Raw genomic sequence first — 12,042 nt, 5'->3', positions numbered from 1 at the left:
CGCCCCGGCCGGGGGTATCCGGTGGACCACGCGGCGGAGCCGCATGTCGATACTGTCCCCTACCCCCCCTTCCCGCAGCACCGATATGCGGCTCCGCCGCGTGGCAGGGGCTTCGCCCCTGGACCCCGGGGTCTGGGGCGAAGCCCCAGTTTCGGGAAGGGGCGGGGTAGGGGAGCAGCCCGCCGCAGGCCTCCTTGGGCGCTCCCGGCCGGGGACGGCGAGACGCCCCCCGGGGGGAGTCCCCGGGGAGAGGCTCAGCCGTTGGGCCAGGGGATCTGCGGGGAGTGGTAGTACGCGATGCCCATCGCGTCCCAGCGGGGGCCCTGCGCGGCCACCCGAACCTTGTATTCGTCCCAGTTGTGCGTGCTCGCGGGCGACCAGCCGAGCTCGGCGATGCCGGGGAGGCGGGGGAAGGCCATGTACTCGATCTGCGGACTGGTCCGGAGGGTCTCCGACCACAGCGGCGCCTCGACACCGAGCACCGAGGACTCCGGGGCGTCCTTGATGTACGTGCCCGGGTCCCAGTCGTAGGACTGCTTCGCCTCGACGTACCCGGCCCAGCTCTGCCCCAGCGGTGTGTCGGCGTTGTACTTCATGTCCAGATAGGCGCGGTTGGCCGGGGAGAGGATCAGCTGGGTACCCGCCTTGGCCGCGTCCGCGACCTCCTTCTCGCTCCCGTCCGTCCCCCAGTACTGGGCGATCGCGCCCTTCGCGGGGTGCGCACCGGTCAGCTGGTGCCAGCCGACCACCGTCTTGCCGTACTTGGCGACCACCGGCTGCACCCGGTCCATGAAGGCCACATAGTCCTCATGGCTGGTGGAGTGGGCCTCGTCGCCGCCGATGTGGAGGTAGGGGCCGGGGGTGAGCGCGGCGAGCTCGCGGATGACGTCGTCCACAAAGTCGTACGTCACCTCCTTCGGCACGCACAGCGAGCTGAAACCGACCTCGGTGCCGGTGTAGAGCGGCGGGGCGACGCCGTCGCAGTTGAGCTCCGCGTAGGAGGCGAGCGCCGCGTTGGTGTGGCCCGGCATGTCGATCTCGGGGACGACGGTCAGCTCACGGCTCGCCGCGTAGCGCACGATCTCGCGGTAGTCGTCCTTGGTGTAGTAGCCGCCGGGTCCGCCCCCGACCTGCGTGGAGCCGCCGTGACTGGCCAGCTTCGGCCAGGAGTCGATCGCGATCCGCCACCCCTGGTCGTCCGAGAGATGCAGATGCAGCTTGTTGATCTTGTAGAGGGCCAGCTGGTCGATATAGCGCTTGACCTGGTCCACACCGAAGAAGTGCCGGGAGACATCGAGCATCGCGCCCCGCCAGGCGTAGCGCGGCACATCCGTGATGGTGCCGCCGGAGACCCGCCAGGGGCCCGACTGCCGGGTGGTGCGCTCGACGGACGCGGGCAGCAGCTGCCGCAGGGTCTGGACGCCGTGGAACAGCCCGGCGGAGCCGCGTGCGGTGAGGGTGATCGCGCGGCCGGTCACCTGGAGCCGGTACCCCTCCTCGCCCAGCGTCCGCGCCCCGGCCGCCTTGGGCGTCAGCCGCAGCCGGATGCCCTCATCACCCGATCGCGTGGTGACGGGCAGCGAGAAGCCGGTGGAGGGGCGCAGCACCTGCGCCAGGTAGTCGCCCACCCGGCGCGCCGAACGCGCCGAGCCGTCGGAGCCGTCGGAGCCGGAGACCCGGATGCGGGTGTCCGGGCGAATCGCGTACGAGCCCGCCGCGGGCCGTACGGACGCGGGCGCGGGCACCACCCGGTCCAGCGGGGTCGGGGCGGCCGCGGCGGAGTCCGGGGCGGAAGCGGAGGACGAGCGGGAGGACCAGGGGGAAGCCGGAGAAGCGGAGGCGGAGGAGGCCGCGGTCCCCGCCCCGGCCACCACGGTCAGCAGCAGGGAACACAGAAGTCGAGCACGGCGTCGTCTCACAGGGGATCCCTTCAACGAAACGTGGCATCTTGGGTACCGCGAGGGTCAGTTGCGGTCAAGGTGTAGACCAATGTGTCGCTGTCTGCCTGTCAGAATTCACCGCATGGCGGAAATCACCCAGCGCGATGGCGCCTGGAGCTTTGACGGCGAAGCGATCCGGATCGTCCCGGGGCGGGACCGCGGCGTGCCTGCCGTACGGCAGGCGCTCGGCGAACTGACCGTCCCCCTGGTGGCCTTGGCCGGGGTGGCCTACGAGCCGGGGCGGAAGTCGGGCCGGCTGCGGCTGCGGCTGCGCGCGGGGGCGGACCCGCTGCTGCAGGCCACCGGCGGCAAGCTGCCGGACGCCGCCGATCCGTATCAGCTCCCGGTGGAGCCGGACCGCAGGGACCTCGCCGAGTACCTGGTCGACGAGGTCCGCCGGGCCCTGACCCTGGAGCAGGTGCCGCCCGGCCCCTGCGACCGCTATGTGCTGCCCGGCCCCTCGGTGCCGATCTCGGCGTCGGCGGGTGACGCCACGGTCTCCTTCGACGGTGAGCGGGTCCGGCTGGACTGGAACTGGAAGACCGAGGAGTCGAAGAAGTCCGGCGGCCCCCGCACGATCCTCCTGTCCGATCTGGAGGTGGTGGAGTGGGTCCCGGCCGCCGGGCTGGAGAACGGCTACCTCCGCTTCATCACGGCGCGGGCCACGGCAACGGCCGCGCCCAAGTACGACCCGCATGCGGTGGTGCTGTACGGGTTCAAGAAGGATCCGCTGATGGCTCTGGTCGCGGCGGCCGTCATGGCGCGGATGCCGCATCCGGGCGCCCCGGCGAAGGCGCTCCCCGCCCAGCCGTCCGCCCCCGAGCCGGCGCCCGTGGACGCACCGCCCACCGGGGGCGAGGAGAGTGAGGTGGATCACGACGTCCTGCTGCGACGGCTGCGCGAACTCGGCGATCTTCACCAGAGCGGGATCCTCACCGAGGAGGAGTTCACCACCGCCAAACAGGCCGTGCTCCGCCGCTTCTCCGACGCCTGAGGGACGGCTTCCCGGCGACCGAGGGCCGGCTTCCCCGCGCCTGAGGGACGGCCCCCTCGCCACTGAGGGCCGGATTTTCCGTCACCGAGACTCAACCCTGCCCGATATCGGGCAGGAATGTTGCGAAACGCCGCGCCGCATCGCAGTATCTACGGATGCTCGACCGCCGTATGTCCCACGATGACCTCATCGACCACCTGGTCCGCAGTACGCCGCTCAGCCGCGGCGAGGCGGGCCGGGTGGTGCTGGACGTCCTGGCGTACTTCGACGAGACGACGGAGGAGTTCGTCCGGCGCCGCCACCGCGAACTCCAGTCCGGCGGGCTGACCAACGCGGACATCTTCGAGCGGATCACGGCCGAGCTGCCGTACCGCGCGGTGGCCCCGCCCGAACTCTCGCTGCGCCAGCTGCGCCGCATCGTCTACGGCTGACCACGCCGGTACGACGCCGGACACGACGCCGGTCCAGAACGCCGGTCCAGGACGGCGGCCGCCACCGCCGGACACGAGCACGAGCACGCATGAGCGATCCAATGGGAGGGCCTGAACACCATGTGCGGAATCGTCGGATACATCGGGAAACGGGATGTCGCACCGCTGCTGCTGGAGGGGCTGCAGCGGCTGGAGTACCGCGGCTATGACTCCGCGGGGCTGGCGATCCAGGGCAAGCCCGCCAAGGGCGCCCAGAGCGCCGGGCTGAAGACCGCCAAGGCCAAGGGCCGGGTCCGGGACCTCGAGGCCAGGCTGCCCAAGCGGTTCGCGGGCACCACCGGGATCGCCCACACCCGCTGGGCCACCCATGGCGCGCCCAACGACATCAACGCGCATCCGCATCTGGACGCGGACGGCAAGGTCGCCGTCGTCCACAACGGCATCATCGACAACGCCGCCGATCTGCGCGCCAAGCTGGCCGCCGACGGCGTGGAGCTGGTCTCCGACACCGACTCCGAGGCACTCGCCCACCTCATCGGCCGCTCCCAGGCGCCCACCCTGGAGGAGAAGGTCCGCCACGCGCTGGCGATGGTCGAGGGCACCTACGGCATCGCCGTACTGCACGCGGACTTCCCCGACCGCATCGTCGTCGCCCGCAACGGCTCGCCGGTGGTGCTGGGGATCGGTGAGAAGGAGATGTTCGTCGCCTCGGACGTCGCCGCGCTGGTCAGCCACACCCGCCAGGTGGTCACCCTGGACGACGGCGAGATGGCCACCCTCAAGGCCGACGACTACCGCACCTACACCACCGAGGGCAGCCGCACCTCCACCTCCCCCACCACCGTGGAGTGGGAGGCCGAGTCGTACGACATGGGCGGCCACGACACCTACATGCACAAGGAGATCCACGAGCAGGTCGACGCCGTGGACCGGGTGCTGCGCGGCCGGATCGACGACCGCTTCTCCACCGTCCACCTGGGCGGACTCAACCTGGACGCCCGTGAGGCGCGCGGGGTGCGCCGGGTCAAGATCCTCGGCTGTGGTTCGGCGTACCACACGGGTCTGATCGGCGCCCAGCTGATCGAGGAGCTGGCCCGGATCCCGGCGGACGCGGAGCCCGCGAGCGAGTTCCGCTACCGCAACCCGGTGGTGGACCCGGACACCCTCTACATCGCGGTCAGCCAGTCCGGCGAGACCTACGACACCCTGGCGGCCGTCCAGGAGCTCAAGCGCAAGGGCGCGCGGGTGCTGGGCGTCATCAACGTCGTGGGCAGCGCGATCGCCCGGGAGACGGACGGCGGGGTGTACGTCCACGCCGGACCGGAGGTGTGCGTCGTCTCCACCAAGTGCTTCACCAACACCGCCGTCGCCTTCGCGCTGCTCGCCCTGCACCTGGGCCGGATCCGCGATCTCTCGGTCGCCGACGGCAAGCGGATCATCGCCGGGCTGCGCAAGCTGCCCGAGCAGATCGCGGAGGTGCTGCGCGGCGAGGAGGAGATCAAAAAGCTCGCCACGGAATATGCGAACGCAAAGAGCATGATGTTCGTCGGACGGGTCCGCGGCTACCCGGTGGCACGCGAGGCGTCCCTGAAGCTGAAGGAGGTCTCCTACGTCCACGCCGAGGCGTACCCGGCCTCCGAACTCAAGCACGGGCCGCTCGCGCTGATCGAGCCCGAGGTGCCGACCGTGGCGGTCCTGCCGGACGACGACCTGCTGGAGAAGAACCGGGCGACGCTGGAGGAGATCAAGGCCCGCAGCGGCCGGATCCTGGCCGTCGCCCACCGGGAGCAGGCGAAGGCGGACCACACGATCGTGGTACCCCGCAACGAGGTGGAGCTCGACCCGATCCTGATGGGCATTCCGCTCCAACTGCTCGCCTACCACACGGCGCTGGCGCTCGGCCGGGACATCGACAAGCCCCGCAACCTCGCCAAGTCGGTGACGGTCGAATAGGCCCGCACCGCCCGCGACCTGGGCGGATCCTTCGGCGGTCCCCCGCGTGTGCCACCACGCACGCGGGGGCCGCCTCCCCTTCGCCGACGTCGCCCTAAATACGCCGGCGGCTGGCCGTCGCGCGGGAACCGTCACTTCCCGCGCGACAGCACGATCGAACGGTTTGTACCCCTCACAAACGCACAATCCACCTCTACGCACGGGTAGGTTTGTCCGTTGTCAAGGTGGACTTGACGCCATCTCACCTGCGGTCAAGGGGAGTTGAGGGTGTCCGGTTCCAGGCGCCCGCGCCAAGTCGTGTCGACGCCAGAGGTTTTGGACTGAACAACGTCACTTGACGAGGCGGCGCGCCGGGCACGGTGCGTCCAGAGTCTCAGGAACTCGAGCGAACCCAGGAGGGCCGAAAGGGCCCGGGAAGCGGCCAGGAGGGCCCGGCAGGACGCCGGACGGACGCTCAGGGGATTCAGCGGACGCTCGGGGGACTCAGCGGACGCTCGGGGGACTCAGCGGACGCTCGGGGGATTCAGGGGATGACGACGACGGGCCGCTGCGCCCGCCGCGCGAGCCGCCCCGCGACCGAGCCGAAGATCCGCCCCACCAGCCCGTGCGTGGAGCCCACCACGATGGCGTCGGCCGCGTACTCCCGGCCGACCTCCTCCAGCTCATGGCAGATGTCCCCGCCCCGCTCGACGAGGATCCAGGGCACCTCGGAGAGATGATCGGCGCAGGCCAGCTCGAGCCCCAGCACCTCGGTGCGGTGATCGGGGACGTCGACGAAGACCGGTGGCTCACAGCCCGCCCAGACCGTCGTCGGCAGCCGGTTGGCCACATGGACGATGATCAGCCCGGAGCCGGAGCGCCGGGCCATGCCGATCGCATAGGCGAGGGCGCGCTCGCTCGACATGGAACCGTCGAATCCCACCACAACACCGTGCTGGAACGCTGGATCGCAGGAATGACGTGTTTCTTCCGCCGCTTCGGGGTGCGCCATGTGATCGGCGACCCGCTTGCGGTCCGCGGGTTCGGGGATTTCGTGACCGGCCATCGGTGTCTCGGCGAAGGATGTCCTCGTGCGGAGGGATCGGCGGGGGCTCAGGTAGAGGGCTGTCGGGGGACTTGAGCTCCGCTGGAGCTCGGGGACGGTCTCGAGGGGTCGAAATCCGTCCGGGATTCATCTTTCCAAGCCCTTACCCCCAAGGGTACGGCGGCATTCACCACCTGCCCAGAGGTCGCCACGGGAGCGGAGCGCCCGAAGCGTTCCCCGGAGCATGCCGGAGGGCGGCCCGTAACGCAATGCCCCAAGTGGTCCCCCGCCCAGCCGGGACCCGGCCCGCGGCCCGGCTCGGCGGGGCCGCCGCGGTACGCCGTGCGGCCGCCCGGCAGTGACCTGGGGGCGGGCCGGGCGTTGTAGTAGCGGCACCGGGTGCGGCGGCCCCGGCCCGCCCGGTTCACCTGCCCGGATCCCCCGCCCGCCGCCCCTCGCCACCCCCGCGCCGAGCCCCCTGCCGACACCTCGCCGGCCGCTCGAGAGGAGCCCCGCCCGTGTCCGTCGCCCCCGAGTACGACGCCCCCGGCGACACCCCCGGCGGCGGGCCCGGGAGACCCGGACGGCCCCACCTTCCGAGCCCCCCTCGAGCTCAGGTCCAGGCCCCCGCTAGCGACGCGGTGAACGAGGTGATCCGCTGGGCGGCCTTCAGCTGCGCCGTGGTCCCCGTCGTCCTGCTCATGTGCGGATCGCCCTTCGGTGCCGCTCTGGGGGCCGCCGCGGGCCTCGCCGCCGTGACGGCCGCCAGCCGGGCCCTGCTGCGCCACTCCGAGCGCACCGCGGCCCGGCTGGACGCGGACGGCGTCAGCCCGCACCGGGGCCGCCACGGCCGTACGGGGATCGGCGCGCACCGGGGCGGCCGCCGCGCCTGAGGGCCGACCGGAAAGACCCGGAGCCGGGGAAGCGGTGCGTAGCGCTCCGCGCACTCAGCGCCGATGGAGCGTCGCTATAGCACCGCTCAAGCCCGGAAGGCGACCGCTGGGCCCCTGAAGAAGTACGAGCCGCACGTACGCCGGTCGTATGACGCATCCGCACGTCTGCGCTCGCTTGTTTTCAGCCAACTTCCGGCCACACTTCTTCCCTTGGCAAACGCCGTGCTCAACACCCGTCCGGCCAGCGTGGAAAGGGGTCCGGAGCGCACGTACCCCCTACGGGAAGTGGGTGTCCGCACAAGGCGTACTTCACAGCGAGGGCTACGAGTGCAACGCTTCGTGATCGAATGCTTCGCGCCAAGTTGTCATGTCGACATAGTGGCGGGTGGTGAACTGGTCACGGCGACCACACGCGACACAGTAGATTCGATCTTGGCCATGACCGGCGGGGGAACCGTTCAGGACCGAGGGGAAACGTGCAGGACCGAGAGGACGCGACCACCGAGGGGGGCTTAGTGCCATGAGCCAGGACTCCACGACCGTACCGGAGACCTCGCGCAAGCTCTCCGGACGCCGGCGACGAGAAATCGTCGCGGTGCTGCTGTTCAGCGGCGGCCCCATCTTCGAAAGCTCCATCCCGCTCTCCGTCTTCGGTATCGACCGGCAGGACGCCGGAGTTCCTCGGTACCGACTTCTGGTGTGCGCGGGCGAAGATGTGCCATTGCGAACGACTGGCGGACTGGAACTGACCGCACCATACGGCCTGGAGGCACTCTCCCGGGCCGGCACCGTCGTCGTACCGGCCTGGCGGTCGATAACCCAGCCGCCACCGGCCGCCGCGCTCGACGCGCTGCGCCGCGCGCACGAGGAGGGCGCGCGGATCGTGGGCCTGTGCACCGGGGCCTTCGTACTGGCCGCCGCCGGGCTGCTGGACGGCCGCCCGGCGACCACACACTGGATGTACGCGCCGACGCTCGCCAAGCGCTATCCGTCGGTCCATGTGGACCCCCGCGAGCTCTTCGTGGACGACGGCGACGTACTGACCTCGGCGGGCACCGCCGCCGGGATCGACCTGTGCCTGCACATCGTGCGCACCGACCACGGCGCGGACGCCGCCGGCGCCCTCGCCAGGCGCCTGGTCGTCCCGCCGCGCCGCAGCGGAGGGCAGGAGCGCTATCTGGACAGGTCGTTACCAGAGGAGATCGGAGCGGATCCGCTCGCCGAGGTGGTGGCGTGGGCGCTCGAGCATCTGCACGAGCAGTTCGACGTCGAGGCCCTGGCGGCCCGCGCCTATATGAGCCGCAGGACCTTCGACCGCAGGTTCCGCTCGCTCACTGGGAGCGCTCCACTCCAGTGGCTGATCACCCAGCGGGTGCTGCAGGCGCAGCGGCTCCTGGAGACCTCCGACTACTCGGTCGACGAGGTCGCGGGGCGCTGTGGCTTCCGCTCGCCGGTCGCGCTGCGCGGGCACTTCCGGCGGCAGCTGGGGTCCTCCCCGGCCGCCTACCGGGCCGCGTACCGCGCCCGCAGGCCCCAGGGCGGGCCCGCGGAGCGTCCGGACCGCCCCGACCGCCTGGAGCGGCTGGAGCGGCTGGAGCGGCTGGAGCGGGCCGACCGGCCCGACCGCGCCGAGGTGATCGAACCCCGTGTCGGCGACCACTCCCTGCCGCTGCGGCGGCCGGGCGCGCCCGGCGCCTCCACCGGCCACTCGGGGCACCCTCCGCACCACCATCACGCTCCGCATCCGGAACCTGGCAAACCGGAGTCGGACGCCTACGCCCCACGCCTGCCCGAACAGGCCGCGGGCCGGGTCCCGGGCCGTCCGTCCCTGCCCGGCCAGCGGGAACGCCCCGTAGGGTGAGACGTATGAACGATCGCATGGTGTGGATCGACTGCGAGATGACCGGGCTCTCGCTGGCGAACGACGCGCTTATCGAGGTGGCCGCGCTGGTCACGGACTCCGAGCTGAACATCCAGGGCGACGGAGTGGACATCGTTGTCCGGCCCCCCGCGGAAGCGCTGGTCACCATGCCCGAGGTGGTGCGCGAAATGCACACCACCTCCGGCCTGCTCGCCGAGCTCGAGGGCGGGACCACGCTCGAGGATGCCCAGGACCAGGTCCTGGCCTACATCCGCGAGCACGTCCCCGAGCCCGGCAAGGCCCCGCTGTGCGGAAACTCGGTCGGCACCGACCGGGGCTTCCTCCTCCGGGACATGCCGACGCTCGAGAGCTACCTCCACTACCGGATCGTCGACGTCTCCTCGATCAAGGAGCTGGCCCGCCGCTGGTATCCGCGGGCCTACTTCAACAGCCCCAAGAAGAACGGCAACCACCGCGCGCTCGCGGACATCCACGAGTCCATCGCCGAACTGCGCTACTACCGGGAATCGATCTTCGTACCCGCTCCCGGCCCGGACTCGGACACGGCGAAGGCCATCGCGACCAAGCACGTCCTGCCCGCCCGGCAGGCCTGACCCCGCCGCCATCCCGGTGCTCGCTCCCGACTCCCCGAAAGCCGGGAGCGAGCACCCCTCCGGACCCTGTACACTTTTTCTCGGCCGGTGCGAAAAGCACCGGTCATGGTGGGTATAGCTCAGCTGGTAGAGCACCTGGTTGTGGTCCAGGATGTCGCGGGTTCGAGTCCCGTTACTCACCCTTAATGATCAAGGGCCGACCTGCGAAAACGGGTCGGCCCTTCGTCGTCTCGAAGATTATGGGAACACGACGGGAACACAAACCCTCCCGGCCAGTCCCACATTCAGGGCATGGCGAGCATCGTGGAACGTCCCAAGAAGGACGGCAGCAGCACCCTTCAGGTGAAGTGGCGCCAAGACGGCGAGTGGCAGACCGAGCGATTCGGCGACTCCGGATCAGTGTCCTAGGCTGCCTGCATGATCCGCGCTGTGGCCCTCGATGTTGGCGAGACCCTGATCCGGGATGACCGCGTGTGGGCTACCTGGGCCGACTGGCTGGACATTCCCCGACACACGCTCTCGGCCCTCGTCGGCGCGGTCGTCGCTCAAGGACGCGACAACGCGGATGCCCTCCGGCTCATTCGACCGGACATCGACATTGCCGCAGAGAGGGCCGCCATGGAGGCTGCTGGGCTGGGTGAGCAGATAACGGAAGAAGATCTTTACCCGGACGTACGCCCAGCCCTCGCCGCTCTCCGTCAATCGGGGGCGCGAGTCGTGATCGCAGGCAACCAGACGGCGCGCGCGGGAAAGCTGCTGCGAGCCCTGGACCTCCCGGTCGATGAGATCGCGACCTCGGGAGAGTGGGGCATCGCGAAGCCGGACCCCCGCTTCTTCACCCGCGTCCTGGACCTGGCAGGAACCGCGCCCGATGAGATCGTGTACGTAGGCGACCATCCTGCGAACGACACCCAGCCAGCAAAAGCAGCGGGGCTGCGCGCTGCGCATCTACGCCGTGGACCGTGGGGCCACCTGTGGGCGCACACGGCCGAGACGGCCGTCGCTGACTGGCACCTCGATTCGCTGCACGATCTCGTACCACTCGCCACGCCATAAGCCGAGCGGCCCCACCGTAATGTGGCCGCTCGCTACCGTTCGGGGTGGACGCACCGAACGGAGCACAATTATGCCCAAGGATCTCGGCAAGCGTGTGGCCTATCAGCGCCGCATCGCCCGCATGACGCAGCAAGAACTCGCAGACGCCGCCGGGGTACACGTTGGCACCTTGCGGAAGATCGAACGCGGAGCGCGGGGTGCTGGCGACAACGTGATGGAGTCCCTCGCGGCTGCTCTAGGTGTCGAGCCATCCGTCTTGCTGGGCAGTCGAGACCGGGCGGACGCCCGCGTCCACGCCGCTATGCCGTCCCTGTCCGCCGTCATCGCTGCGTACGAGGGGCCAGACGACGGGCCGGTACGGCAACTCGGTGAACTCCGCGCAGCAGTGGATGAGTCAGTGACCTGGCGCCTGGCCTCGCAATACGCCCGGATCGCACGCCAGCTCCCCCCCACTCATCAGCGAGCTAATCCGCGCCTTCCACCTTGCTCCGGTCGAAGCGCAATCCGAGGTGGCCAGCCTGCTAGTTGCCGGGCTGCGAACGGCTGACGCCGTGGCGTACAAGTACGGCGCCCGAGATCTGTCTGCTCGCCTGGTAGATCTGATGCGCTGGGCAGCACCGTACGCGGACAATCCACTGTTGGACGCCACCGTCGCCTACGTGCGCACCGAGACCTTCTTCGCCGCCCGTGCGCACGCCGCTGGACTGCGGGCGCTGCAGACCGCGATCGACAAGGCGCCTACCGGTCGAGATGACGCGAAGATCGCCGCTCGGGGTGCCTTGCACATGCGGGCAGCGGTGATCGCTGGCCGCGCCGGTCTTGTGGAGGCTGCAAGTCACCACCTCGCGGAGGCCCTGCGCCTAGGAGACGCTGTGCCAGAGGACGTCTACCACGGAACGGCGTTCGGTCCAGACAACGTCCGCATCCATGAGGTGTCTGTCGCGGTCAGCCTCGGCCGCGATCAGGTTCACCGAGCGCTCGATGTCGCCAACGAGTGGGCGCCGCCGCATGATCTGCCTGCAGAGCGCCGGAGCGGGTTCTACATCGAGGTAGCTCGTGCCCAGCTGTGGTCGGGGCTCCCGCGGGATGCGTTCGAGTCGTTGAAGGTCGCCCGTCATATCGCGCCTCAGCACACGCGTGATCACCCATGGGTGCGGGAGGACGCCGCCACGCTCCGCCGCCTGCGGCGCGCCGACGCGGAGAGCCTCAGCAACTTCGCTGAGTGGTGCCATGCGGGCGAGTGACCCTGACTGACCCTCGCTGGGTCACTTGTGGC

General features: G+C 70.3%; 9 protein-coding genes, 1 tRNA gene and 1 pseudogene. 9 read left to right on the top strand and 2 right to left on the bottom strand.

From position 1 onward, the window contains the following. Nucleotides 1-254: 254 nt before the first annotated feature. Nucleotides 255-1,919, bottom strand: a complete 1,665-nt coding sequence (locus LIV37_RS31475; RefSeq protein ID WP_121824283.1) for a beta-N-acetylhexosaminidase — start codon at nucleotides 1,917-1,919, stop codon at nucleotides 255-257. 103 nt (nucleotides 1,920-2,022) lie between these two features. Here LIV37_RS31475 and LIV37_RS31470 point away from each other — a divergent pair, with 103 nt between their 5' ends. The 3 genes from LIV37_RS31470 (at nucleotide 2,023) to glmS (ending at nucleotide 5,318) form a co-directional block, all read left to right on the top strand. Then, nucleotides 2,023-2,934, top strand: a complete 912-nt coding sequence (locus tag LIV37_RS31470) for a DUF4429 domain-containing protein (protein ID WP_020871127.1) — start codon at nucleotides 2,023-2,025, stop codon at nucleotides 2,932-2,934. Nucleotides 2,935-3,089: 155 nt separating this feature from the next. After that, nucleotides 3,090-3,365: a hypothetical protein gene (locus tag LIV37_RS31465; protein WP_037953108.1), complete on the top strand. Its 276-nt coding sequence runs from the start codon at nucleotides 3,090-3,092 to the stop codon at nucleotides 3,363-3,365. Between the two features lie 120 nt (nucleotides 3,366-3,485). After that, nucleotides 3,486-5,318, top strand: coding sequence for a glutamine--fructose-6-phosphate transaminase (isomerizing) (glmS, locus tag LIV37_RS31460; protein ID WP_020871125.1), 1,833 nt, complete (start codon nucleotides 3,486-3,488; stop codon nucleotides 5,316-5,318). A 523-nt stretch (nucleotides 5,319-5,841) separates the two neighbouring features. Here the strand turns inward: glmS and LIV37_RS31455 are convergent. After that, nucleotides 5,842-6,363, bottom strand: coding sequence for a universal stress protein (locus tag LIV37_RS31455; protein ID WP_020871124.1), 522 nt, complete (start codon nucleotides 6,361-6,363; stop codon nucleotides 5,842-5,844). 497 nt (nucleotides 6,364-6,860) lie between these two features. On the opposite strand from LIV37_RS31455, the gene LIV37_RS31450 reads away from it, so the two are divergent. The 6 genes and pseudogenes from LIV37_RS31450 (at nucleotide 6,861) to LIV37_RS31425 (ending at nucleotide 12,010) form a co-directional block, all read left to right on the top strand. Next, a complete protein-coding gene (locus LIV37_RS31450) occupies nucleotides 6,861-7,235 on the top strand; it encodes a hypothetical protein (RefSeq protein ID WP_373920676.1) in 375 nt (124 codons plus the stop codon). 520 nt (nucleotides 7,236-7,755) lie between these two features. Next, nucleotides 7,756-9,096: a helix-turn-helix domain-containing protein gene (locus LIV37_RS31445; protein ID WP_020871121.1), complete on the top strand. Its 1,341-nt coding sequence runs from the start codon at nucleotides 7,756-7,758 to the stop codon at nucleotides 9,094-9,096. A 5-nt stretch (nucleotides 9,097-9,101) separates the two neighbouring features. Then, nucleotides 9,102-9,710: an oligoribonuclease gene (gene orn / locus LIV37_RS31440; RefSeq protein ID WP_121824284.1), complete on the top strand. Its 609-nt coding sequence runs from the start codon at nucleotides 9,102-9,104 to the stop codon at nucleotides 9,708-9,710. 108 nt (nucleotides 9,711-9,818) lie between these two features. Beyond that, a tRNA-His gene (locus tag LIV37_RS31435) sits at nucleotides 9,819-9,891 on the top strand. 236 nt (nucleotides 9,892-10,127) lie between these two features. Further along, nucleotides 10,128-10,766: an HAD family hydrolase gene (locus LIV37_RS31430; RefSeq protein WP_020871118.1), complete on the top strand. Its 639-nt coding sequence runs from the start codon at nucleotides 10,128-10,130 to the stop codon at nucleotides 10,764-10,766. 70 nt (nucleotides 10,767-10,836) lie between these two features. Then, a pseudogene (locus LIV37_RS31425) lies at nucleotides 10,837-12,010 on the top strand (helix-turn-helix domain-containing protein). Nucleotides 12,011-12,042: the final 32 nt, after the last annotated feature.

Origin of the sequence: Streptomyces rapamycinicus NRRL 5491, assembly GCF_024298965.1 — a bacterium.
In the GTDB taxonomy this organism is placed as follows: Bacteria; Actinomycetota; Actinomycetes; order Streptomycetales; family Streptomycetaceae; genus Streptomyces; species Streptomyces rapamycinicus.
The sequence above is the reverse complement of the archived record's forward strand: the minus strand, read 5'-3'. Positions and strand labels throughout refer to the sequence as shown.